General features: G+C 54.7%; 27 protein-coding genes and 1 tRNA gene. 15 read left to right on the top strand and 13 right to left on the bottom strand.

Going from position 1 to position 23,692, the window contains the following annotated elements:
• Nucleotides 1-144 precede the first annotated feature (144 nt).
• Entirely contained in the window at nucleotides 145-387 is a 243-nt protein-coding gene (locus tag MW898_RS12725) for a YhbY family RNA-binding protein (protein WP_248907885.1), read from the top strand.
• Nucleotides 387-1,262 (top strand): mechanosensitive ion channel family protein, encoded by an 876-nt coding sequence (locus MW898_RS12720; protein ID WP_248907884.1) that lies wholly within the window; start codon nucleotides 387-389, stop codon nucleotides 1,260-1,262. The genes MW898_RS12725 and MW898_RS12720 overlap by 1 nt, the downstream gene beginning before the upstream one ends.
• Nucleotides 1,263-1,360: 98 nt before the next feature.
• Here MW898_RS12720 and MW898_RS12715 read toward each other — a convergent pair whose 3' ends face one another.
• From MW898_RS12715 to MW898_RS12690, 6 genes are all read right to left on the bottom strand, one after another.
• Nucleotides 1,361-2,302, bottom strand: a complete 942-nt coding sequence (locus tag MW898_RS12715) for an alpha/beta fold hydrolase (protein WP_248907882.1) — start codon at nucleotides 2,300-2,302, stop codon at nucleotides 1,361-1,363.
• 146 nt (nucleotides 2,303-2,448) lie between these two features.
• Nucleotides 2,449-3,477 (bottom strand): methylmalonyl Co-A mutase-associated GTPase MeaB, encoded by a 1,029-nt coding sequence (gene meaB / locus MW898_RS12710; protein WP_248907880.1) that lies wholly within the window; start codon nucleotides 3,475-3,477, stop codon nucleotides 2,449-2,451.
• A complete protein-coding gene (locus MW898_RS12705) occupies nucleotides 3,474-3,902 on the bottom strand; it encodes a cobalamin B12-binding domain-containing protein (RefSeq protein WP_248907872.1) in 429 nt (142 codons plus the stop codon). The genes meaB and MW898_RS12705 overlap by 4 nt, the downstream gene beginning before the upstream one ends.
• A 153-nt stretch (nucleotides 3,903-4,055) precedes the next feature.
• Nucleotides 4,056-5,495, bottom strand: a complete 1,440-nt coding sequence (locus MW898_RS12700; protein WP_248907870.1) for a sodium:solute symporter family protein — start codon at nucleotides 5,493-5,495, stop codon at nucleotides 4,056-4,058.
• The gene (locus tag MW898_RS12695; protein ID WP_248907868.1) at nucleotides 5,496-5,636 is read right to left on the bottom strand and encodes a hypothetical protein; all 141 of its coding nucleotides are present in this window, start codon (nucleotides 5,634-5,636) and stop codon (nucleotides 5,496-5,498) included. It lies immediately after the preceding gene.
• Between the two features lie 268 nt (nucleotides 5,637-5,904).
• Nucleotides 5,905-6,900 (bottom strand): transcription initiation factor IIB, encoded by a 996-nt coding sequence (locus tag MW898_RS12690; protein WP_248907866.1) that lies wholly within the window; start codon nucleotides 6,898-6,900, stop codon nucleotides 5,905-5,907.
• Nucleotides 6,901-7,142: 242 nt separating this feature from the next.
• On the opposite strand from MW898_RS12690, the gene MW898_RS12685 reads away from it, so the two are divergent.
• Nucleotides 7,143-7,862 (top strand): helix-turn-helix domain-containing protein, encoded by a 720-nt coding sequence (locus MW898_RS12685; RefSeq protein ID WP_248907857.1) that lies wholly within the window; start codon nucleotides 7,143-7,145, stop codon nucleotides 7,860-7,862.
• A 43-nt stretch (nucleotides 7,863-7,905) separates the two neighbouring features.
• On the opposite strand, the gene fen is transcribed toward MW898_RS12685, so the two are convergent.
• Together fen and MW898_RS12675 are read right to left on the bottom strand one after the other, a co-directional pair.
• Nucleotides 7,906-8,880, bottom strand: a complete 975-nt coding sequence (gene fen / locus MW898_RS12680; protein WP_248907855.1) for a flap endonuclease-1 — start codon at nucleotides 8,878-8,880, stop codon at nucleotides 7,906-7,908.
• Between the two features lie 26 nt (nucleotides 8,881-8,906).
• Complete coding sequence (locus MW898_RS12675; RefSeq protein WP_248907853.1) at nucleotides 8,907-9,437, bottom strand: GNAT family N-acetyltransferase; 531 nt, start codon at nucleotides 9,435-9,437, stop codon at nucleotides 8,907-8,909.
• A gap of 137 nt (nucleotides 9,438-9,574) precedes the next feature.
• Between MW898_RS12675 and MW898_RS12670 the strand changes: the two genes are divergently transcribed.
• On the top strand, nucleotides 9,575-9,988 hold the full coding sequence (locus MW898_RS12670; RefSeq protein ID WP_248907851.1) for a DUF3054 domain-containing protein: 414 nt from the start codon (nucleotides 9,575-9,577) through the stop codon (nucleotides 9,986-9,988).
• A 20-nt stretch (nucleotides 9,989-10,008) separates the two neighbouring features.
• Here the strand turns inward: MW898_RS12670 and MW898_RS12665 are convergent, their stop codons facing one another.
• Entirely contained in the window at nucleotides 10,009-11,304 is a 1,296-nt protein-coding gene (locus MW898_RS12665) for an MFS transporter (RefSeq protein ID WP_248907850.1), read from the bottom strand.
• A 508-nt stretch (nucleotides 11,305-11,812) separates the two neighbouring features.
• On the opposite strand from MW898_RS12665, the gene MW898_RS12660 reads away from it, so the two are divergent.
• Together MW898_RS12660 and MW898_RS12655 are read left to right on the top strand one after the other, a co-directional pair.
• The gene (locus MW898_RS12660; protein WP_248907848.1) at nucleotides 11,813-12,040 is read left to right on the top strand and encodes a DUF8015 family protein; all 228 of its coding nucleotides are present in this window, start codon (nucleotides 11,813-11,815) and stop codon (nucleotides 12,038-12,040) included.
• A gap of 54 nt (nucleotides 12,041-12,094) precedes the next feature.
• Nucleotides 12,095-13,084 (top strand): ornithine cyclodeaminase family protein, encoded by a 990-nt coding sequence (locus MW898_RS12655; RefSeq protein ID WP_248907846.1) that lies wholly within the window; start codon nucleotides 12,095-12,097, stop codon nucleotides 13,082-13,084.
• Nucleotides 13,085-13,086: 2 nt separating this feature from the next.
• On the opposite strand, the gene MW898_RS12650 is transcribed toward MW898_RS12655, so the two are convergent.
• Nucleotides 13,087-13,989: a hypothetical protein gene (locus tag MW898_RS12650; protein WP_248907845.1), complete on the bottom strand. Its 903-nt coding sequence runs from the start codon at nucleotides 13,987-13,989 to the stop codon at nucleotides 13,087-13,089.
• 256 nt (nucleotides 13,990-14,245) lie between these two features.
• On the opposite strand from MW898_RS12650, the gene MW898_RS12645 reads away from it, so the two are divergent.
• The 8 genes from MW898_RS12645 (at nucleotide 14,246) to MW898_RS12610 (ending at nucleotide 19,583) form a co-directional block, all read left to right on the top strand.
• The gene (locus MW898_RS12645; protein WP_248907843.1) at nucleotides 14,246-14,530 is read left to right on the top strand and encodes a 50S ribosomal protein L44e; all 285 of its coding nucleotides are present in this window, start codon (nucleotides 14,246-14,248) and stop codon (nucleotides 14,528-14,530) included.
• A 2-nt stretch (nucleotides 14,531-14,532) separates the two neighbouring features.
• Nucleotides 14,533-14,718 (top strand): 30S ribosomal protein S27e, encoded by a 186-nt coding sequence (locus MW898_RS12640; protein ID WP_248907841.1) that lies wholly within the window; start codon nucleotides 14,533-14,535, stop codon nucleotides 14,716-14,718.
• 161 nt (nucleotides 14,719-14,879) lie between these two features.
• A complete protein-coding gene (locus MW898_RS12635) occupies nucleotides 14,880-15,680 on the top strand; it encodes a translation initiation factor IF-2 subunit alpha (protein WP_248907839.1) in 801 nt (266 codons plus the stop codon).
• A gap of 31 nt (nucleotides 15,681-15,711) precedes the next feature.
• Entirely contained in the window at nucleotides 15,712-15,894 is a 183-nt protein-coding gene (locus tag MW898_RS12630) for an RNA-protein complex protein Nop10 (protein WP_248907837.1), read from the top strand.
• Between the two features lie 5 nt (nucleotides 15,895-15,899).
• The gene (locus MW898_RS12625) at nucleotides 15,900-16,688 is read left to right on the top strand and encodes a proteasome assembly chaperone family protein (protein WP_248907828.1); all 789 of its coding nucleotides are present in this window, start codon (nucleotides 15,900-15,902) and stop codon (nucleotides 16,686-16,688) included.
• A gap of 141 nt (nucleotides 16,689-16,829) precedes the next feature.
• A complete protein-coding gene (locus MW898_RS12620; RefSeq protein WP_248907826.1) occupies nucleotides 16,830-17,423 on the top strand; it encodes a J domain-containing protein in 594 nt (197 codons plus the stop codon).
• A gap of 195 nt (nucleotides 17,424-17,618) precedes the next feature.
• Complete coding sequence (locus tag MW898_RS12615; RefSeq protein WP_248907824.1) at nucleotides 17,619-18,791, top strand: threonine synthase; 1,173 nt, start codon at nucleotides 17,619-17,621, stop codon at nucleotides 18,789-18,791.
• A 129-nt stretch (nucleotides 18,792-18,920) separates the two neighbouring features.
• Nucleotides 18,921-19,583 carry a LysE family translocator gene (locus MW898_RS12610; RefSeq protein ID WP_368409092.1) on the top strand — a complete coding sequence of 221 codons (663 nt, stop codon included), beginning with the start codon at nucleotides 18,921-18,923 and terminating at the stop codon, nucleotides 19,581-19,583.
• Between the two features lie 27 nt (nucleotides 19,584-19,610).
• Here MW898_RS12610 and MW898_RS12605 read toward each other — a convergent pair whose 3' ends face one another.
• Nucleotides 19,611-20,309, bottom strand: coding sequence for an HD domain-containing protein (locus MW898_RS12605; RefSeq protein WP_248907820.1), 699 nt, complete (start codon nucleotides 20,307-20,309; stop codon nucleotides 19,611-19,613).
• A 283-nt stretch (nucleotides 20,310-20,592) separates the two neighbouring features.
• Here MW898_RS12605 and MW898_RS12600 point away from each other — a divergent pair, with 283 nt between their 5' ends.
• Nucleotides 20,593-21,327, top strand: a complete 735-nt coding sequence (locus tag MW898_RS12600; RefSeq protein WP_248907818.1) for a GNAT family N-acetyltransferase — start codon at nucleotides 20,593-20,595, stop codon at nucleotides 21,325-21,327.
• 157 nt (nucleotides 21,328-21,484) lie between these two features.
• On the opposite strand, the gene MW898_RS12595 is transcribed toward MW898_RS12600, so the two are convergent.
• Both MW898_RS12595 and MW898_RS12590 read right to left on the bottom strand, forming a co-directional pair.
• Nucleotides 21,485-21,589 (bottom strand) — tRNA-Gln (locus tag MW898_RS12595).
• A gap of 230 nt (nucleotides 21,590-21,819) precedes the next feature.
• Nucleotides 21,820-23,682, bottom strand: coding sequence for a right-handed parallel beta-helix repeat-containing protein (locus MW898_RS12590; RefSeq protein ID WP_248907816.1), 1,863 nt, complete (start codon nucleotides 23,680-23,682; stop codon nucleotides 21,820-21,822).
• Nucleotides 23,683-23,692: the final 10 nt, after the last annotated feature.

The following is a 23,692-nucleotide window of genomic DNA, read 5'->3' as shown; positions in this document are numbered from 1 at the left end:
TGTTGCTCGCCTCACCGGCCCCAGCGTCCTCGTTCTGTTCGCATTCCAGCCCGTCAGCGTCTGTGTTTCGGATGATTGGTGTTCGAAAGGGTCCTTCGGGATGGAACCGTCAATTTGACCCTTTTCGCAGTTGAATAGGGAGCTATGAGCGACGAGCTGCGGAAACAGGCACACGATGTTGATGCGACGATTCGAGTTGGAAAGAGCGGTCTCGACCCAGTTGTGAGCGAACTGCGCAGTCAGCTCAAAGACCGAACGCTCGTGAAAGTGAAGTTCCTGCGATCGTCTCGCGGTGGAACGACAACTGAGGAACTGGCGACTGAACTTGCATCGCGCGTCAACGCGGAAATCATCGATACACGGGGGCATACGGCGGTGTATCATTGATGGCCCCCCCCGAACCGTTCTGGTTCCTCGAATTTTTAGGAGGTTACGCTGGTTCAGTCACACAGGCGATCCTCTTTGTCGTTACCTTCGTGGTCGTTTACGCCGTTGGGCGCGTAATCGTCTGGCCCGTTCTCGACAGCGCACTCGCGCGCAGCAGTCTCGATGATCACGCGAAACGGCCGATCAAACGGATTGCCACCGGCATCCTCCTGTTCGTCGCTGTCGCAATCGGGTTGAGTGCCGCCGATTTAACGAATCTTCTCAGCTCGCTCTCGACCATCGTAGCAGCGGGAACACTCGCAATCGGATTGGCGATGCAGGACGCTATCGCGAACTTCGTCGCGGGCGTGTTCATCTACACCGACAAGCCGTTTCGCATCGGTGATTGGATCGAGTGGGATGAGGGCGAAGGGATCGTTGAGGATATCAGCCTCCGCGTGACGCGCGTCCGGACGTTCGACAACGAGTTGCTCACCGTGCCGAACTCCCAACTCACAGACGGCGTCATCAAAAACCCCGTCGCAAAGAATAAGCTCCGGATTCAGATCGAGTTCGGTATCGGCTACGACGACGATATCCAAGCGGCGACGGACATCATCGTCGAGGAAGCCAAACAGCAGAAGGGTATCCTCAACAACCCGGTACCGACAGTTCATCTCACAGAACTCGCCGATTCCTACATTGAACTCACAGCACGGGTCTGGATCGCTGACCCGAGCCGTGCAGACTACGTTGCGATCCGTGGCGAGTACGTCACCAACGTCAAGAACGCATTCGACGAGCAGGGAATCGACATCCCGTATCCGCAAGTGGACCTATCGGGTGGTATCGGACTCTCCAATTCGACCGTTCCCGTTACCAACTCCAACGACTGAGTGTGCAGTTACATCTTCATACCATCTCGCGTGCGGCTCACGTCGAAGGTCGACAGTAAAAGCGGCTTCTCGTTGCTTATTCGAGCAGAACAGCTAGCTCACTCTGTATTCGCATCGGGAATCTCGTCTTCCCGTACGATGTCGGTGAACTGCTGTGGGTGTTCAACGTGTGGAAGCAACAGTGCCTCGTCGATGATTGCGAGTCGTGCGTCTGTGTTCTCTGCGAGCGCACGACCTGTAGAGAGTGGCGTGGTTTCGGTTTCACGTCCCCACACGAGCGTCACCGGTTCATCGAGCGTCGAGAGCGCTGCTTCGAGGTCGAGATCGGGATCGAGCGCGCCACTGATGAACGACGCAGGAGCGTATCGCGCACCTGGTTGATGGGTCAACTGCCAACGGTATTCGATATACTCATCATCGGCGTTCGAGGGATCGTACAGCCCGTGATCGGCCTCGAAGTAGCGCAGCGAGGATTCAGACGAGATGAGATTGAACAGTGCCTCACCGACGAGCGGAGATCGCAGAAGCGACCGCAGCCACGTTCGGTTGCCTGGCATCGTCGAAGTGGTCGGGCAGATGAAGACGAACTCCGAGAACTGAGTCTTTTCAGCGGCCATTACCGTGTACGCGCCCGAAAGAGACGACGCGACCACGCTCGGCTCGTCGGTCACATCCCGCGCAAAATCGGCAATGAATGTTGCGTACAGCGATGGGGAGTACAGCAGCGGAGGACGGTCTGACAGACCGAATCCGGGCAGATCTGGCGCGATGACGTGGTGGTCCGACGCGAGCTCGTCGAACACGGCAGCAAACTCGGCGCTTGATCCGGCAGCATTGATGCCGTGAAGTAAGAGGAGATCCGGATCGTCTGGATCACCGGCCTCACTGTACGAAACGTCGAATCCGCGCCAGCGATAGCTTTCGGTTGCCTGTCCCAACGGTGGATGAAGGCGCGTTGCCTTATCGGAGAGCATCTTATTCGCGGCGGCAGTGAGACCAATCCCACCGACTGTTCCTGCAAGAAGCGTGCGAAATCGCATAGACGACAGTACGACCGTCGCGTGCTTAACAGTGGCTGAAATCCCTGCAGATCTCCATTTTGGCGACCAGGATCTGATCTATTCAGCGACTGATCGATCACTCAACATGATATTCGAGACGAGACGAAAAACCAGAGAGCAGAATTTTACTGATCGAGTTCCGTGCTCTGCTCTTCGAGGCAGGATTCAATCGGATCGAGCAGCGTGTCAGCGATCGTGTATGGGTCTGTTTCGCGTTGCTCGACCGCGCTGGCAAGTTCATCGAGACCGCCCCGATTTTCGATCTCCCGTGCCAGAAGGTACCTGACATCTTCGCGTACGTGTGTGCGAATCTCCTCTGCGTAGCGCAGGCGGTCACGCTCTGTTCGTGCACCGGAGTCTGTGAGATACTCTGCGTGATCCTGTAGCACCGAAACGAGTTCGTCCACGCCCTCTCCAGAGTTCGCAACCGTCTCGACGAGCTGTGGCTCCCAGTGTGTCCCCTCTGTCGTGTGTTCGATCGCGGTGGTGATCGGTGAGGTATCTCCGTTGGCTGTGTAATCCTCGCGTGTTCGAATCATCTCCCGCAGCTCTTTCACCGTACGATCTGCACCGGGGAGATCGGCTTTGTTGACGACGAACACATCTCCAATCTCGAAGATGCCCGCTTTGAGCATCTGTATGTCATCACCCGACCCCGGTGGAACGAGGACGGCGACCGTGTCGGCGGTCTTCACGATGTCTATCTCGTTCTGTCCGGCTCCGACGGTCTCGATGAGGATCGTGTCCTTTCCGAACGCATCGAGCGCTTTCACTGCGTCTGCCGTTGCCGTCGAAAGCCCGCCAAGACTGCCGCGAGCGCTCATCGATCGGAAGAACACGTCCATGTCTCCCGTCGTAGAGACCATACGAATGCGATCGCCGAGGACAGACCCGCCGGTGAACGGAGAGGACGGGTCGATGGCGAGAACGCCAACAGTGTGGCCTGCATCTCGGTAGTGTTTCGTGAGCTTGTCGACGAGCGTCGATTTTCCCGCGCCTGGACTCCCGGTGATCCCGATGACGTTCGCGTTGCCGGTGTGTTCGTGGAGTTCGCCCACGATGTCCCGATAGCCGGACATCCGATTTTCGATCCTCGTAATGGTGCGGGCAAGCGCCCGGTGATCTCCCGCGAGAAGGTCCTCAACGAGGCTCATCGCTCGCGCTCGGGGGCGTTCTCGCGGACGAACTGGGTCGTCTCTTCCATCGACGCACCGGGACCGAAGATTTCGGCAACACCGAGCTCTTTGAGCTCTGGACGGTCGTCTTCAGGAACAATTCCACCGACGATGATGAGCGTGTCATCGAGCGCGCCGTACTCTTCTAATCCCTCTACAATCTTCGGCACGAGCGTGTTGTGTGCGCCCGAGAGAATAGAGATTCCGAGCACGTCGACATCTTCTTGGACAGCGGCCTGAACGATCTCGTCTGGTGCTTTGTGGAGTCCGGAGTAGATGACTTCGAACCCCGCATCGCGGAACGCACGAGCGATAACGTGTGCACCCCGGTCGTGACCGTCCAATCCGACCTTGGCGACAAGACAGCGAATTGACCGCTGACCCCGACCCTGATCTGTGCTCATGTCGTGAGTGATAAACCCAGCGTGGGTTTGACTCTAACGGTACTCATCGATCCGGATATATCGGTATGAGTGTCGAAATTCCTGATCTGTTCTCTGCACATTAATGAACCGCACGCTGTCGTGTGAGAGGCTTCCGTGATGGCGAGGAGGATGTTACGTTTGCGGATCGTTCGACTGGTCGGCAGTCGGGACGCGATACAGCACGACGCGCCCACTCAACAGTACCAGTGCGGCAACTCCCACGCCGAGCAGTGTCGCGGGGACACCCATCACCGTCCCACCGACCAACGCGGTACCAACGCCGAAGACACCTCCCAGCACCATCGATGCGATGATTACTCGGCCGTCGAAGCCCCGCCAATAGAGTGCAACGTACACTGGTAATAGCAAACCAGTAGTCAACAGTACCGCCCGGAAACTGTAGAGGTCGAAGATCGTTCCAGGCGGGTTCGCACCAATCGCTGTCGCAAGCAGTCCGAAAACGATCGTGGTCGCTCGGGAAATCTTGAGCTGATGTTCGTCTGACGTATTTGGTCTGAAGTAATCGTAGATATCCCGTGTGAGCGTCACTCCAAGCGCATGGAGGCGAGTGTCTGTCGTCGAAAGGATGGCGCTCATGATTCCTAGAATGATGATGGTACCGATCGTCGTCGGCATATACTGGGTAATGAGCACCGGGAACGCTTTATCTGGGTTGGCAACCGTATGACCAGCGTTGTCGAGTGCAACGCCCGTCGCAGCGCCCAATATCGTCGTCACGACGAGGAAACTTCCGATGATGACACCCCCGGCCGCCAAATGAAATTTAGTCGTCTCGATGTCCTTCGTTGCGTTGATCCTGATGATCACGTTCTGTCCCGTGAAGATCGTTCCGAAGAATCCGACGATGGAACTCACAATCGTGATCAGGGTGTACTCTCCACCGCCCAATGGTTCTACATTGGCCGCATCAATCGCGGCAAACTGCGTGTTCATTGCCGTGAACCCGCCGAGATCGACCACCAGGTAGGCAGCAGTGAGCGTCATGAGCGCAACCATCACGGTTCCCTGCGCTAAATCAGTCCACGCGACGCTGACCAGACCACCGAGGACGGTGTAGAGTATGAACACGATCCCAATAACCCAGACCATATACCGGTAGGGAACGCCAGTAATTGCGGTAACGAGGACGCTCGCACCGACGAGTTGGATGATGAGGTAGACCCATGCATTGCTGAATAGGATGACACCAGTGACAGGACGGGCATACTCTCGACCAGTGACGTTGGCGACAATGTCCGAAAGGGTGACCTCATCGAGTGCGCGGATCTTATGCGAAACGAAATAGAGTCCACTAATCCCGAGCGCCAATCCGAAATTGACACCGACGAGGATCGCGTAGCCGGTTTTCGACGTTTCCCCGATGACGCCGATGGCTGCGACAGCGCTAAAGAAGTTCGCAACCAGCGACCACGTTGCGAGCCACTTCCCGAGATTCCGTCCGTATACCCAGAAATCGTCCTTCGTCTTTGTTTTTGTATACCCCCAGACCCCGATCGCAAGCACAAGCACGAGGTAGACGATGAATGCGCCGAGATAGACCGGGTTAACCATCTACTCGCTCACCTCTTGATCGGGGAACGGTTTTTCCATGAATTTGTGTACCACGACGTAGTGAATCGCTCCAAGACTGCCTGCTAAGATTGTTGCCACAGCCATCACGAACGTCACTGTTGGGAGTCCAAAGATTGGCATAGATGTGTACTGTTTACCAGTATTGTTTCTGGTATATCGATAGCTATTTGTGAACAATAACCAAATACGTACCGATTTGCACGTTCCAAATGGAGCTGATTCTAATACGATGATGGCTCACTCCGAATTGCTGTCAGTTACGTATCACTCAGTAACCATTCCTTGAAGATCAGACGTAGGGTAGAACATCCACCGAGAGCAATACAGCTGGAACTAAAAGTTGTTCAGCACCGAAGATATTCAGGAAATGTCGAATAAGCGCTGCTTCTCAGAGATCGGTGTCTGGTGCGCCGTCATAGCCCGCTCGAAGGAGCTCACGGTATCGTTTTCGGATAGTAACGGCGCTGACATCAGCGGTTTTCGCAATGCGACGTTGCGTGATATCTTCACTCGTTAGTAGCCCAGCCGCGTACAGGGCGGCGGCAGCCAACCCAACTGGGTTCTTCCCGCTGTGAACACCCTCATCCTTTGCTGCATCGAGGAGTTCTCGTGCTCGACGCTCGGTTTCATCACTCACGCTAAGATCGCTCGCAAACCGAGGAATGTAGCTCACCGGGTTCGCAGGGGCGATTTCGAGACCCAATTCCCGAACCAGATACCGGTAAGCGCGTTCGAACCGAAGCTCTTCAATTCGACTGACGTGAGCCACCTCATCGATCGTTCGTGGCGTTCCGGCTTGTCGCCCAGCTGCGTACAGTGCGGCCGTCGCAATTCCCTCGATCGATCGCCCCTGCACGTGTCCTTCCGAAAGCGCACGCCGATAGATGACGCTTGCAGTTTCGCGGACCGTTTCGGGAAGACTGAGTGCTGAGGCCATCCGATCGATCTCACCCAATGCCTGCTTGAGATTACGCTCTCTTGCATTACCCGCCTGAACGCGCTCGTTCCACGTCCGAAGACGTTGCATCTTCTGGCGCTGTCGAGATGAGAGTGCTGAACCGTAGGCATCCTTGTTCTGCCAGTCAATGGTGGTCGACAACCCTTTATCGTGCATCATGTTGGTTGTCGGAGCACCGACGCGAGCCTTCTCGTCTCGCTCGCTGGCATCGAACGCACGCCACTCCGGACCACGGTCCATCTCATCGCTCTCGACAACTAACCCACACTCGGTACAGACACGCTCTCCGTGTTCGTGATCCTCGATGAGTACTCCTCCACACTCGGGACAGACCATTTCCCGCTCAGCGTGTTTCTGCTCACCGTCGTGGGTCGAACGCTCGGTTGTCGATGTCTCTGTCGGATTGTACGATGTTACGTTATTCACTGGTTGCTGGCTCTCCAGATTGGTATTTGTCCTTTCGCTGCCACACTCGTATTCATCCACAAATAGACGCCCGACTATCATATAGCTATGTTTGGTTATAACCGAACTCCGATTTATATGATGATTAATCATCATCGTAAAAGCCAGTGTACTGCTCATAGAGCGGTTTTATTCGGTATTTTGTTCGACACCGAGTCTGCCCTGATCGATGGTATTACTTCGGTGTGAACCGATATCCTGCTATGCGGGAGTTCGTTATTACGATCGAATACGAACCTGGGGTCGACGCAGTCGCAGACGTGTTTATCGAACATCCATCGGCGCTATCAAAATCGGTTGCGTGTTCGATGGCCGGTGACGCGATGTGGCGGCTTGATCGAATCACTGGCCCAAAATCGGCAATTGAACGGCTCGAATACCTCTTGCTCGATAGCGAACGGTGCAACGAGTGTCCTGATCGACCTGCCTGTCATTCTCACCGCGAGTACGAACTACTCTCTGGTGATGCCACGAGTAGCACAATCTACACCTATCGATCTGGGATCGACAAGTGCCGGACGTTGCCGTCGCTCGCACGCGAGTATCTTGGTGACGGGCTGTTTTACGAAACCGAACGCCGAGAGGAGCGCTACGAGTGGCGCATTCTGATGCGCAACGACGCGAACGTTGGTCGGCTGTACGACGCCATGCAGGCTGAACTCTGTGACGGTCTCAGCGTGAGCCTTTCACATCTGAGCGAGCCGACTCATTGGACTGACGAGGCGATCACCGTAGCGAAACTCCCGTACGAACAGCGTGAGGCCCTCGAATTGGCTGTCGAGCATGGGTATTATCAAACACCACGCGAGACTTCGTTGAGTGATCTCGCTATTGCTGTCGGAATACCTCAATCGACGCTCCAATACCGGCTCCAACGCGCTGAATCGTGGCTCGCCAGACACTTCGTCGCAGAATGTTTGTGATCGACTGCGGTCGTCGCTCGGGTGGACGTATCCACTGAACGAATTACATCCACTCGTCCAGTCCGGTCTGGGCGACTGATTCTTCGATGCGCTCGAATCCACGTTCGACGTTGCTCTCTGGGATTCCCCAATCGGAAACGTAGGCTTTTGCGGCTCCGATATCTGGTGAGGTGTCCGTCTCGAACGCATAATCGTCGGTCACGTCGGGGTTCAAGAACAGCTCTCGGATGAGATCAGCGTGTTCGATGTACTCACCTTCGGCGTCGAGCACACTCCACAGATCACCGTGTGTGTTGATTTTTTTCACTGCCGTTTTCGGTCCGATACCGGAAATCCCTTCGTTGAAGTCTGTTCCACAGAGGATACCGATATCGACGAGCTGTTCCCACGTGATGTCGTGTTCCGCCAACGTCGCCTCGAAGTCCATGCGCTCTGGGTCGCCAGAGTTCGTGAGCTTACGGATCGTGAGGGGGGCTCCCAAAAGGAGGGTGTCGTAGTCCTCGCTTCCGACGTAATCGACGGCCCCTGTGCGACCCATGTGGGCGGCTTGTGCTTCACCTTCTGCGGGAGCTTCGACGACCGGTACATCGAGCAACGAGAGAAGCTCGCGGGTCGTCTCTTGGATGACGTTCGTCAGGCGTTGTGTGCGCGATTCGAGCAGTGCAACCTCAGTCGCGTCGCCCTCTTTGCGGGCCGTTTCGAGCTGCTCTTCGTACTGCTGGCGCTGTTCCCGACGCGCCTGTACCTCGTCGCTTTTGAGATCCGTGACGCCCCCATCGAAGATGAAGACAGGGGTGAGATCGTTCTCGAAAAACTTCGGCAGTCCGCGAACAACTCCGATCAGATTTGCGACCTCTGCTCCGTCTTCTGTCGTATAAACGTCACTGTTGGTGAATCTGACCGTTGTCGTGAGATACCGATAGAGCCAATTGTGCGCGTCAACAGCGACGACTCCATCGAGTGAGTCGAACGAGACCTCGTCGATAGCCGCAATATCCCTGAGCGATGCGTTTCCCATTGCTCGAATCTATGCCGAGTAACGCTTTAACCCTCTGGTGGGACAACGCTCGGCGGCCCTTCTTTGGATTTCGTGTCGAGAAACGCTCGTTCGTCCTCGGTGAGATCGCGCTCGCAGAATATGTCGAGTCCCGCGTGATAGCGTTTCGTGTTGCTCGGGTGTTCGAGTACCAGTTCGGCGATACCGGTTCGTTCTCCGGTGAATCCGAATCCGGCTTTGAACAACGCGTGATAGGCAAACGGATTGTTGACAGCGATCACAACTCGGTCGTAGCCGCGTTCGTGGGCTTGGTTGGTGATAAACGCCGCGAGCCGCGCGCCGATGCCCTCTCCTCTGCGATCTCGTCGAGTAGTGATATACCGGAGCCAAAGCGTGTTCGGGTCGGTCCGATCTTCGTTGAACGCGACCGCTGCGAGCGGCTCTTGCTCGCCGTCGCTATCGCGTGCGATCGCCTTTCCGGTGTTCGTCATGACGAACTTCCCAGCGTAGCCGAATCGGCGATAATCGAGACGGAGTGTCGGTCCGTCCGGCGGCCACCCGAGCACGGCGTACTCCATACACGATGATTAGTGAGCGAGAACTATGTGGTCTCTGCTCCGGAACGATCGAGAGGGAGTTCTGTGATCTATTGTATATGACGGATGAAGCAGAACGGACCAGAACGTATGAGTGGAGTCCGGTGGTACTGACAGCCATGAGCACCACAACGGGAGTAGGGCGGGTCGATTTCTCCTCACGGAGCTTTGGGGTAGCGATCGGTGATGCTGCGCTCATAGGGCTGTTCGTTCTCGCGGGCGAACTCAGTCACTACTCGGTCAGTTATTTGGGATCGCATCCAGAGCGAATCGTCGGTACAGCAGTCCCCTTCTACATTGGGTGGATTCTCGCTGCTCTCGTGCTCGGTGCGTACAGTCACGCTGCGCGCGAGTCTCCGAAACAGGCAGCACTGGTGGCTGGTGGTACGTGGATCCTCGCAGCAGTAATCGGACAAGCTCTTCGCGCCACGTCAGTGTTCCACGGCGATTTCGCCGTCACATTCGTGCTCGTTTCGATTGGTGTCGGTCTCGTACTACTCGTTCCGTGGCGGATTGTGGTCAGCATCTGGTAATCGGTATCTAGGACATCAGATCAACGGTTTCGTTCTGCGGTGAGCAAATACAGGCTGAGTCCAGCAGCCGCTCCTCCGATTACGGCGAGGAGTCCAAACAAATATGGGAGTGAAAGATACGTGAGTGCTGCACCTGCGAGCGGCGTTCCGAGCGCACCGATGCCGAATACACCGAGATACGTGTACCCGTAGGACAGTCCACGCACTGAGGCAGGAGTGTAGTCTGCGACTGTTGCTTGGTAAAACGGCTGGACGAAAAAGAGGACGAACCCGAGCAGCGCTAAGAGGAGCACAAATGGAATTAGCCCGAGGGCCGTGATGGGGAGAAACGCGAGTGCAACGACACCGAACGCCGCGTATCCCACTGTGAGACCCAGCTCAACGGGAATTCTGTCGGTGAGTTTCCCGCCAACGTACTGGCCACCGACACCCGTTGCGAGAAGCCCCGTATAGAGGTAGTTCGCCGGCTCGATCGTTCGTCCGTAGAATTCAATTGGTGCAATGATCCCGATATCTCCGAGGAGCGACGGCAAAAATGTGAGAACGCCACGGTAGTACAGCCCAGAAAACATCACGATACTAAACACAACGAGGAACGCACTGGCAAGCAGCGTCTTCGAGAGCGAGAAGAACTCGGACAGTGATGAGATGCCGCTCTCTGTCTCGGACCCTCCATCGGTCGCGGTCGAGACGGCAGCGGTCTCGTTTACGTTGATACGAACAGCGTACGCCACACCAACGAGTGCGGGAACTGCGAGAATGAGGGCGACGATGCGCCAGTTATTGCTCAGAAAGAACAGGAGGATGGTGGCAAGAAGCGGACCAAGAGCAGTGCCAATATTGCCCGCCGTGCCGTGGTACGCGAAGGCACTTCCGCGCGCTTCGACGCCTCTGGTGATGAGAGACAGTCCCGCAGGATGATAGAGGCTTGCAGAAACGCCCCAGACAATCAGTGCAATCGTGACGACACCAAGTTCGGTTGGTATCGCTATTCCAGACATTGATAGCTGACTGATGCCAATGAGTCCGGCAATCGTCGATGAAAGACCGAGCAAAACGAACGAGCCACCCATCCCGAATAGACAGGCGAGGATGAGTGGTTTCGATCCGCGACGGTCGGTGAGTACACCCGCCAGCGGTGCTCCCAGTCCGAACAACGAGAGCCCGATGCCGACAATGGCACCGACGATTGCCTCTGTCGTTCCGAACTGTGACAGCCAAAGCGGGATGAATACGGGGAAGACGAACTCGTAGGTGTGGACAAGCGAATGAGCGAGCATGACTAACCCCGTGATTGCTCGATCGTTCCGATTCACACCAATCTATCATTGCAAGCGCGCTTCAAACTTACGTAAACAACAACACTCATCCGCATGCGGGAACTCGGTGTTCATAGAGGCTATTTCCAAAGATTTTCTTCGTTGGTTGCTGATCTGGCTGCGAATGTGTGGAGTCGGTGTTTCGAGTATCTGTTCGGCAATTGAACCGGAACAGTGACCAACGCGAGGAGGTTCTCGAATCGCCTGTGAATGGTTCGAATGGAGTTGTTGGTGTGTACGACCTTACGTAGTCTCCATCAATTGGTTGGCCCCTAACCACTCACAATTGTTAATGATTGTTATTGCAAAAGCGAACTCGATGCAAAATGCATATATACTCTGAAAAACGCCCGACTGCGGCCGGTTGAACTACAAAACCAGCTCATAACTTATGAGATGGATTTGCAGGTATTTGTGTGGGGGTATGTCATGGCTACATTGGATGATACAGGTTGGTGACGTGGAAAGATTTATAAATGATGGAAGCACTACGTTATGGTAGACGATGACTGGGTACTACGATATCGTCCTTGGCCTTATTCCGCTTTCACTCGCCGGTGTTTCCGGTGCATTGACCGTTGCCGGCGTTGAGCTGACGCTCGCCATAACAGTGGCTGCAACGATTGCTGTTCTGTTCATGGGACATGCACTGTTCGTCCGCGCGCCAACTGATCCGACACCGACAGAACAGTCGTCTTCCCATACTGACATTGCGTCCGTTAACGCCGATTAACGATCGATCGTATCGGGCATCAACACTAAGCCATCACCGCTTCTTGTGGCATATATGACGAAGACGTTGTTTCTGACCAGCGAAGAACTCGCGGGTCTGGCGACACCTGCGGAGTACGTGACGGCTGTTCGTGAGGGTTATCGTCAGCAGGGTCCGGCAGCCCCGCGGACGAAACTCGTTCACGACGATCCAGCGGGGATGCTTACGGGCTATCTTGCTATTCTTCCCGAGACGGGCGCAATGGGTGGCTACACATACGCAGCGGGGTTCGACGATCGCGACGTACACTTTTTCCTTCCGCTGTTCGACGCCGAGAGCGGTCGTCCACTCGCACTTCTTGATGGTGCGAGCCTCAATCCATACAAAACCGGTGCCGTCGGTGCAGTTGCCATCGATGCTCTTGCTCGTGAGGACGCGCGGACGCTCGGTGTCATTGGAAGCGGTGCGCAGGCCCGTGGCCAAGTACACGCGGCGATGACCGTGCGCGATTTCGGAACTGTCAACGTCTATTCGCCGACGAAAGAGAGCCGCGAACGCTTTGTGGGGGAGATGAACGAGCAGTACGACGCCTCTGTTGGCGCAGTCGCATCGAGCGATGCCGTCCTCGAGGGAGTAGACGTGCTCATCACTGCTACAAACGATACAGAACCAGTCTTCGACGGTGAACGACTCGAACCAGGGACTCATGTCACTGCAATGGGGCAGTACGATCCGAACGCCCGAGAGCTCGACGCGACTGTTATTGAGCGCTCGACGTACGTTCCAGATCTCTACGATCGTGCGACGAGCGATGCTGGCGCATTCATGCAAGCGATGGACGAGCGTGGACTCACAGAGGATCACATCCACGGTGATCTCGGGCAAGTACTCGCCGGTGACGTCGCTGGACGGACGAGTGACGAGGAAATAACGATCTTCGACAGCGGTGGAACCGCAATCGAGACCGTCGCGTCTGCGTACATGCTCTATGAAAAAGCGCGCGAGCGCGACCTCGGGGAGTACATCGATATCGCCCCAGGCAGCGAGGCGCTTACTGGTGAATAACGCTAGACCGTGTTGATGTGGGCCACAACTTCGTCGGAAACGTTGTCAAGATAGCCCGAGTGGTTGTTACCGACTTGCCCAGTCGCGTCGAAGTCGGTGTAGTTCGGAGGCGGCGTGTTGCCGTCTTCGACTCCTGTCTCACCGAGTGCTTGGTCGAACTCGATGGTGTTGTAAATCCACTCCAGTGTGTCGTCCTCTTCGCTGTAGTAGTTGAACGTCCCGACCGTTTCGTTAGCAACCGCGTTGTAGCTATCCATGTCCTCTTGGGATGGTACTTCGTTGTCGGTCGCCGCCCCGAGGAAGTGCGCTGAATCGATCTGGTAGCCGTTGTCGTTCCAATATGAAGTTGCATTGAGCACCCGAAGTGTGCTGAACACGACCTGTGCTCCAAGCGAATGACTGGCAAGACGAAGCGTTCCGCCACACGAGTACTTGTAATCGAGACAGAACTGGGCGAGTTTCGAACCGTTCTGCTGTGCGATGCTCTGTGCTTCACCCCAGCCGAAGTCCACGCCGCCACCTTTGTTGTTGTCCCACGAGTAACCGACGACAGTCCCGCCGTACCCCGCTCCGCCGAGCGACGCATCAGCGTGTTCGATTTTCGCCTCTGCAGCCTGTTTTGCTTCGTCGTCTGTGGCGTCCTTGGTCCAGCCGTGTGCGAAGACGAGCAAGTCGCTTGCACAACCAGTGTCGACACCTGGAACTGTCCCGTCGGTGTCGTAGCCAGTCGCTGAATGTCCACCTGTGAGGGATCCGCTGTCGTCGAAGTGACCACGAGTCGAGATCACCGGAATCGGTGTTGCTCCCTGCGCCGAGGAACTCGTAGACCGTAGTGCTACAATCCCTGCTGCGGCTCCACTTGTCTGTTTAAGGAACGTTCTCCGCCGAAGTAGTTTCTCTCGCATCAAAAAAATCAAGAATATTGCAGATATTAATTATTTCGTAATTATATAAAATATTATAATATACTAAATAATTCAACTATATATACTATTGATTGAATATGGTCATGTATGTCGACATTTGTTCTCTAGCCAGGACAATCAGACACTACGGCGGACAGCGTGATCGAAGGTAAGAGGAAACTGTCTGATCTGATCGACTGGCTGCTCCGAACCAAACGCGTTTTAATGTGGCGTCGATAATAGTGATTCAACAACCATGCAGATGCCACGTCGATTTCGGACGTACTGTCCGCATTGCAACGCGCACCATGAGCACGAGGTTGAGAAGGTGCGGAGCGGTCGCTCCTCAGGCATGACGAAGGTGCAGGGTCGCCAACGAAAGCGCCAGAAGTCTGGAATCGGGAACGCTGGTAAGTTCTCGAAGGTTCCGAGTGGTGACAAACCGACGAAAAAGACGAACCTGAAGTACCGGTGCAGCGACTGTGGAAAAGCTCACCTCCGAAAGGGATGGCGCGCAGGCCGTCTGGAGTTTCAGGAGTAACCATGTCTGGACGCTTCTACCGAGTGACGTGCCCGGACTGTGAGAACGAACAGATCATCTACGGTAAGGCTGCGACCGAAGTCGCGTGCGCGGTCTGTGGACACGTCTTAGCACGGCCCACAGGAGGCAAAGCCGTCATCGAAGGTGAGGTCACCGAGACAGTCGAACGGCGTGCAGAACACGCTTGATCGGCTCTCTTCTCACGCGTCGGTATCGGTCTGCGGTTGATCGAACCAAGCCGTTCTATTCTTCGATCAGTGGTTGATCCAGTTGGGCAAACCACTTCGTTCAGGAGGTGCCGTTGGTGGTATACGGTGCCTTTATTCCCATCAGACTGTAAGCCAGATGCATGAAGTACACAGGCTGGCCCGATCCGGGCGATCTCGTCGTCGGCCGGGTTGACGAAATCGAGGATTTTGGGGTGTTCGTGGATCTATTAGAGTACACAGATCGCCGTGGACTCGTCCACATCAGCGAGGTAGCAAGCGGGTGGATCAAGAACATCCGTGACCACGTCAATACGGGCGAGACGGTCGTGTGCAAAGTGCTTGATGTCGATGAGAGTGCCCAGCAGATCGATCTCTCGGTCAAGGACGTTAACGACCACCAGCGCTCTGAGAAGATCCAAGAGTGGAAAAACGAGCAGAAGGCGGACAAATGGATGACCCTCGCGTTCGGGGAGGACGTGAGTGACGAGCAGTACGGGACGGTCGCAAACGAGTTGCTCTCTGTCTTCGGTACGCTGTATGAGGGCTTCGAGCAGGCGGCGATCCACGGCGAAGACACGCTCTCCGAGACCGATCTCACTGACGAGGAGATCACAACTATCGTCGACACTGCACGCGAGAACGTCTCTGTTCCGTATGTTACGGTGACCGGCTACGTCCATCTCCGCTCGTCTAATCCCAATGGCGTCGATGATGTTCGTGCGGCACTCGAGAGTGCCGAAGGAAATGGAGAGGTATCGGACGAAGTCGAACTCGGTGTGACGTACGTCGGTTCGCCAGAGTACCGCATCAAAGTGCGCGCGCCGTCGTATAAAGTTGCAGAGGATGAGCTTACAGAAACCGTCGAACGAGCGCGGGCAGTCATTGAGGAGCGCGGTGGAACTGCAGACTTCCACCGAGAGCGACAGACTGAAGCAGAATAATCGACAGACCCAGAATAGATCGTAGTATGAGATGATTTCGGATATTCGTGTCTGTGCGTCATGGCAAGAGCACCACGACGGTCCAGTGTACACGCTCGCCTCGACCTGTCCTGTCTGTGGTAGTGACGCGGTCAACAGCGCACCAGCGCCGTATGATCCCACAGACCGCTACGGCGAGTACCGACGTGCACTTAAGCGGCGAGCACACGAGTAGGCTGCATGGACGAGTTCGATATCGAGACGGTTGCCCAACCGGATATGAATTCTCCCGTTCTTATCGAAGGGCTCCCTGGTGTCGGTCACGTTGGCAAGCTCGCCGCCGAACATCTACTAGAGGAGTTCAATAATACACTTATCAGCCGCCTGTATTCGGAGCATTTCCCACCACAGGTCACCATCGAAGATGGACGTACACAGCTCGCGTGTCTCGAATTTCACGCGGTCGATCTCTCTACACCATTGCAAGAGGACGAGCAAGAATCAGGCGAGGCTATCGACGCTGATCTGCTTGTGCTGACTGGTGACCACCAAGCACAGGATTCGACAGGACACTACCGGCTCACGGATTCGATTCTCGACATCGCAGCGGAGTACGACGTCGAACGCGCGTTCACACTCGGTGGCGTCCCAACAGGCGAGCTCATCGAGGAGTACAGCGTCATTGGTGCTGCCTCTTCTGCGGAGCTCATTGAGGAGCTGTCCGATACGGTCGAGTTCCGAGAGGACGAACCCGCTGGCGGGATCGTCGGCGTGAGCGGACTCTTACTCGGAATGGGCGAGCGCCGTGGACTCGATGCAGCCTGCCTCATGGGTGAAACAAGCGGCTATCTCGTCGATCCAAAAAGCGCGCAGGCTGTCCTCGAAGTCCTCGAAACTATTCTCGATTTCGAAGTCGGCTACGAGTCACTCGAAGAACGCGCCGAGGAAATGGAAGAGGTCGTGACGAAAATTCGGGAGATGGAACAAGGACCAGCACCGACCGACGACGACTTGCGATATATCGGTTGATCTGACAGCAGTGTGCTGAAGACACGTTCTCATTGATCCTCATGTTTCATTTGTCACCATCCACTGTTCGTTGGTTGCTGTTCATGTGTGTGATCGTGTAGCATCGGGGAGTTCTTACGCTCGCTCCACTAACTGTGTCTTGTGCAACTGGTCCCGGTAGACATCCCCGATTGGCTGCTCTCCGGTATACTCCTCGGACTCATAGTGAGTGCTGTCGTCGCAGGCGTCTTTATACTCGGGGCGTATTTTTTCCCCGACCGGACAACCGGCGGGGCGGTCAGAAGTGGCGAGGGTCGCCGTCGGACGGAAATTCGACAGTATCTCCACGCAATCGATGAACCGTTCGTCGAAGACCATCTCATCGATGAACAGCCTGTCGAGTTCTATCTCCCGAACCGCGACGTTGCTATCACGTTCGACGCCCGCGCATTCTACGCCATCGAACACTCATCGACGCACGCAGTTCTCGTCGAACACGAGATGCCAGGGATCTACCTCGGGAACCGTCTTCCGTTCGAGACACCGACTTTCGATCTATCTGATGAGGACTCATCCGTGGACGAATCCGATGCTGCTCTTGCGGTCCTCGGTCTTCCATCGAATGCGACAGACCAGCAGATAAGGGCCGCGTACCGCAAAAAAGTCAAAGCTGTTCATCCCGACATGGGTGGCGACCCTGAGGCGTTCCAACAGGTGAATGAGGCCTATGCGACCGTCTCTGATGATACTACCTAACCCTCGATCTGTGCTCAGACCCAACGAACGAGTCGTTCCTGACGATGCACCCGTTACAGTAGCCGACTGGATGGATGTGTCCTGCACATCATCCAGAAGTATGGTCATTCGGTGTGTCGTGCCAGAATCTCTTGGTCCGTTGTTTCTCTCGGGCGTGTCAACAGTGCTTAGTTGAGTCCGACGGATAGCACTGGTATGGAAACGACGCCAGCATTCAGGGGTGTTCTCTGTCCCGAAGCGGATGAGCTGTTCGACGCGACGACCAGCCACCATCCAGAGGGTGCAATTCTCGATCCGGTGTACGATTACGAAGCGATCGATCTCTCTCGTGATGATCTCGAGTCCCAGTCGTTTGGCCCGGAGAAATACGAACAGCTTCTTCCGATTCCGTCTGACGAGTTCGTCTCGTTGGGCGAAGGGGGGACCCCGATTATCGACTGTCCGACACTCGCAGCTGAGCTCGGAATCGAGCGGTGTGTCATCAAGGACGAGGGAACAAATCCAACGGGAACGTTGCTCGATCGTGAGAGTGCACTCGCCGTTTCGGCCGCGCGACAGCACGGAGCGACTGACGTTGCCCTCGCTACAGCAGGCGATGCCGGACAATCTGTGGCCGCATACGCTGCCCGCGCCGGAATTACGAGTCACGCGTTCGTACCATCACGATCTTCGTTCCTTACGAAAGCCATGATCAACGTCCACGGCGGCGATATGACCGTTGTCGAGGGACGGATCAACGATGCTACAGCGGCGTACGAGGACACGATGGTCGAAGAAGACTGGTACTCGGTCCAGCCGTTCGAAACGCCCTATCGCCACGAGGGAGCGAAGACGATCATGTACGAACTTCTCGAACAGCTGGACTGGCAGGTTCCCGACGCCGTGTTCTATCCATTTGAGGGAAGCGCTGCTCTCGTCGGGATGGCCAAGGCGGCCCGTGAGTTCCGGGATCTCGGACTGATCGACACTCTTCCACCGCTGTATGCAGCCCAGTCAGAGGCCTGTGCGCCGATCGTCGAGGCGTTTGACTCCGGCGCAAGCACACACGATCCGTGGGAGGTTCCCGATACTGTGTGTGGCAATCTCGAACGGCCGGATCCAAACGGGAGTGAACTTGTGCTCGATGCACTCCGCGAGAGCGGCGGCGGAGCAATCGCAACCAGTGATGAAACCATCCTCGAAAGTGCTGTCACCGTCGCAAGCCACGAAGGGATCGAGATGGGTGTCTCAGCTGGAGCCGCAGCAAGCGGCGCGTGGGAACTGCACGAGCAGTTCGATGAACGTGATACAATTGCCATCATCAACACCGCTGCAGGACGAAAAGACGCAGATCTTCTCCGGAGTCACCTGATGCGTCAAGGAATCTGATTCACTCAGACCGCAACGAATTTCACGTTCTACTAGTATTGGGCTGGTTCTGATCGGGTGCGTCAGATTCCCACGCAGCTGAACGCTCGTACGTGTGATTTTTCACAATCACGCGTCTATAGCAAGATGATGGATTTTCCCGTGACGTTCTTTGCTGGTGTCGTGTTCGGATTAGCGCTTGCGGCTCCACCAGGACCGATGAACGCCGTTATTGCTGAAGAGAGCGTCGTCCACGGCTGGGTTTCGGGTGTTCGTGCTGGATTGGGAGCGATGACTGCTGATCTTTGTTTTTTCGGAGGTGCGCTGCTGGGCGTCGTTGCGGTTATCGAGCGACTGCCGCTTCTTCGAGCAACGATGATCGCCGTCGGTGGCGTCATCATGTTGTATTTCGCCTACGAAACGGCTACCGAACTTCATAATGGCTTTCGTAGTGAGGACACGAGTGGACGCGGATTTCGAAAAGCGTTCGTGCTTGCTGTCACCAATCCGTACCAGATTCTCTTTTGGTTGACGGCCGGCGTTGCGCTGCTCGATCCTGGCACAGTGGACGTGTTGGCACCGCTGTCAGAGTCGCTTGCCGGACAGTTCGTCGTCCAGACAGGGAGTCCTGTGTTGCTCGTCGGACTGTTCGGTGGGATCGTCGTTTGGGTCGTGGGCTTTCCAGTGACCCTTGTCGCCGCAGAGCGTCGGGTACAAACGCTCGCCCCACTCATCACCGGTGTGAGTGCGCTCGTTCTCGGAGGATTCGGTGTCTACTTTCTCGTCGATGCGTTCCGACGGCTGTTTATCTGAGCCTGGCTACCGTTTGCTTTCTCCGGCTCAACGCTCTTCGTGGTCGACGCCGTCTGGTTCTAGTTCGGCGACTTCGGAGACGAGCCACTCACGGAACCAACGCACGCGTTTGAGCCGTTGGTGGGCAATGCTCTCTGCGCTGTCGCTCTCGATTCGATCGATCGCGTCTTCGCCCCGCTCTAAGATGCGATCGATCATCTCAGAACAGTCCATGTGGGTGCGAGCTTCATAGCCCATCCGGAGAAGAATGAGCGCCATTCCGTTTGCACCGACTTTATCGAGAAGATCACTCTCGATGAGACAGCGCGTTTCGAGCGGGAGATCCATGAGTGGTCCCTGATAAGAATGTGCTCTGACAGAATCACACACTTCGTCGATGAACGACGAAGGATAGTTGCCGTGACTCTTTAGATACTCCCGTGCAACACGAGCGCCAGCCTCTGCGTGAACGTCCTGATCGACTTCTAACTTCGAGATGTCGTGAAACAGCGCGGCCACACGAACGACATCGATGTTCGCACCCTCCTTCTCGGCAATCCGAGTTGAAATATCGATGACGTTTAGGATGTGGTTGTACCGGTAGTCTGCAGAGTGCCACGGATACCAGCGCATCCGGCCCCCGTCGTCTTCTCCTTCCACACTCGCAGCGAGATAATCATGGACGAACTGTTTCATTTCCTCGAACTCGTCGTCTGTTACGGGATTTTCGCGTATCTCAACCCCCACAATACCGCCCCCAATACCGAGAATTAATCATATTGCTCGTCTATAGTGGTGTTACAGTCTTGAGGTTTACGTTGGTCGAAAATCCAATTGATCGGGATAAAATAGAATAGGCTGGAACTGACTGTACTACGTGCCGACCAGTGAGTAATTATAACCTACTTGTCGTGTTGTTACATTTTCATTATTGATCGGCTATACACGGCTCTTAGACGTCTCGAATGACGTTTACAGTATCTTCACCCTGGCAGTGGGGTTTATTGTTGATGAAGGACATTAGCATAATATGGACGTCCGACCAGCAAAACCAGAGGATGGGACGACGATTCGCGATATAGCGCGTCGATCGCTCGAAGCTTCGTATACACTCAGTCCCCAGACGATCGAGAGTGCTGTCAAGCAATGGTACAACGTCGATACGATGACGGAGAAACTCGATGACCCCAACCTGATCGTCTTAGTCGCCGAGCGTGATGGCGAAGTCGTCGGCTTCGCTGAAGGCGATATCGTCGAGCCAGGCGGCGACGGTGATCTCCTGTGGCTACACGTCGATCCTGATTACCGAGGTGAGGGAGTCGGAAACCGTCTCTATCACGCTATCTACGATCGACTGATGGAGATGGGTGCCACACGGCTTCGTGGACGCGTTCTCAGAGACAATCCGGGAGGAAACGATTTCTACGAGGATCACGGGCTCGTACGAGCTGTCGACGAACGAATCGAGATCGATGGGAGCGAATACGTCGAGAACATCTACGTCGAGGACGAGCCCACTGATATCGAGTCCGTCACTACCGAAAATGGCGCAGGTGAGGTCTATATCGATCACGATGACGCCGAGCGTGGCAGCGTTGCACCGTTCCTCGTCGCCTACAACGATGCTGACCGAACTGACCGGTACGGTTACTTTTGCTCGAACTGTAGCAGTCTCGATATTGCAATGGACTCAATGGGTCGGGCAGAGTGTAATAACTGTGGCAACCAACGCAAAGCGACACGCTGGGACGCAGCATACCTCTAGTCCAGAGTCCACTGGTTTCGTCTCCATGTCTATTGCTGTTCTTTGAAGCCCAGTCCACCAGTAATCCCGATCCGCATCCAATCGGACAGCTTCAGTATTTGCTTGTAGAAACTGAACGACAGCAATGCACAATCAGAACACGCTGCAGAATATGGAGTAGTCCCGCCCAGATTCGAACTGGGGTCAACGGCTGACTTCCATGACAGGGACGAACCGTATCATGTCCAAAGGCCGCTATGATTGGCCACTACACCACGGGACTTCACGCTGGGATTACCTCTCGGTATACAATAGCGTTACCCTTTCCATCGTTCGGATGGTGTGAAACAACATATCGTACGCTCCCGGTAGTCACGGGACGAGGTTGGGTCGAGTCAGTTGTCTGGCTTTGCTTTCCCACTGTCCCTATCGATTGATCAAACATCTTTGCCGCGACAGCGATCCTCTACAGAAAATAGCATTATCGGCTGATACACTGCCAATAATGTCTATTCAGATAAGTCCGTTCTTTTTCTCAGAGACGATATAACCGACAGATTCGCTGTATTTGTGGACTGTTTCATTGTCTGCGCTCTGCTCTTCATCGATCTTAATATCGACTCCGTATTTATTCAGATTAGTAAATCTCGGATAGGATGTGTCTATTCCATTGAACGTCTGTATATCCGCAAGGAATGCTGGTGTATCACGCGTGGTTTTGAAGTTCACCCGATACCAGTCGTCTGTGACCTCTGTGGGGGTTCTTCCAACCTCTAGACGAGTACTTAACAAATTGATCACACCTTGTTCGAACGCCATGTAACCCACGGGTTCAAAACGGTGTCCGCCATTCGAGAGCCGCTGTTCTTCCTGAAGACGAACATCGAAGCCATCAGCTGTCACATTATTATTCCTCGTAACAGCAGGGTGGGCTCCCTGCACAACTTGTGGCTGAGTGAGCACTACTGGCTGACTATCGAAATCGGATTCGAATGAAATTGATTTGAATTCGTGGTTGACGCTGGTTTTCCCCGTTTCAATTAATGTTCCATTGTTAGCTCGTTGCGTCCCTGTTTCCAGAACCAAATAGGAGAGAAATTCCGGTTTGTGCGATCCGTCTTGATATAGCCATTTTCCAATCTGGAATTCGAAGCTGTCCGACTCGACGTTTCGAAGACGTATGTGACATGGCTCCGGATCTTTGTACGAAGCTGATTTCATCATCACTACTGGATCCTGATAGACACCACGGAGAGAGACGGTGTGCCATTGCTCCCGAGATGCTTGTGCAGGCGTTTCCACGCCGATTTCACCGCAAACCGCCGTCCCAAACTGGTTATCAGACGTAAAAAGGTTCTCCCACCCGTCGATCGCATCAGGATCTGGCATCCTCTGTTGATATGCTTGTCCATGAACATGCGGATTCTCCGGCTCTTCAAGGTGATAGAATCGGTTATTTCGAATATACACCCCATCATCTGGGCGTCCCCGAATCTTGACCGCTTCCTCAGCTTGCCCATCAACAGCTCTATGATGTGTGTTAAATTGGAATGTATTTCTCTCTATGATTATTGTTCCACCTGCGAGATTACCCTCATAATCACTAATATTCTCTGTGAGCGCGTGCATGTCGAAGGCATGATCGACTGGATGAGGACCAACAAGATTTGCTGTGGCTTTGTATCCACACGTTGCAAAGCCAAACCCGTCGATTGAGTGGCGATTACGATCGAAGTAGTTCATATCAATTGTTGGATTACCGTTGTACACGGTAATGCCGTATCCGAGGCCCTCCATCTGGTTGTTGTGGATACTACAGTACCGAACCCGTGCGTTTTGTGGCATATGAGTTGCCGCACCAATGGCGATAGCCGCGTCTGTCCATCCATACAATTGACAATTATCGATCGTAGTGTTCTCACCGAAGAGCCAGAATCCCGCTGTTGCCCGGTTGTTTATTTCTTCCACAGGACCCGGATCGAAGTACTGAGTATTTGGACCTTCAGCTCGAAGACCAGATATTCTAACATTATTCCTTCTCGATTTGAAAATCGGGTTGGTATCCCATTGATCTCGGCGAATGTATAAGAGCGCTCCGCGAGCATCGTCCACTCCTCGGCCGCTTGCGAGTGTGACATTATGACCGAGTGGAAGTGAATTTTCACCAGTCATATCTATTTTCGAGTTATTATCGATATAGATCACATATTGTGAGTCCTCTTTCGAGCGGAACTCTGTCTCTTCGAGTGCTGAGAGGAGTTGTGATTTCGTGCTGACTACCTCATCGGCATCATCTGGGGTGAATTTGTCTCCGTATTCACGTCCACCACCCACAGGAGAATCTGGCGGAGATGGGTCGTCTAATTCTGCTGGCATCCATTCCAAT

Source organism: Halocatena marina, assembly GCF_023276375.1.
GTDB classification, from domain to species: domain Archaea; phylum Halobacteriota; class Halobacteria; order Halobacteriales; family Haloarculaceae; genus Halocatena; species Halocatena marina.
Note: the sequence above shows the minus strand (reverse complement) of the source record. Positions and strands in the feature narration are given on the sequence as shown.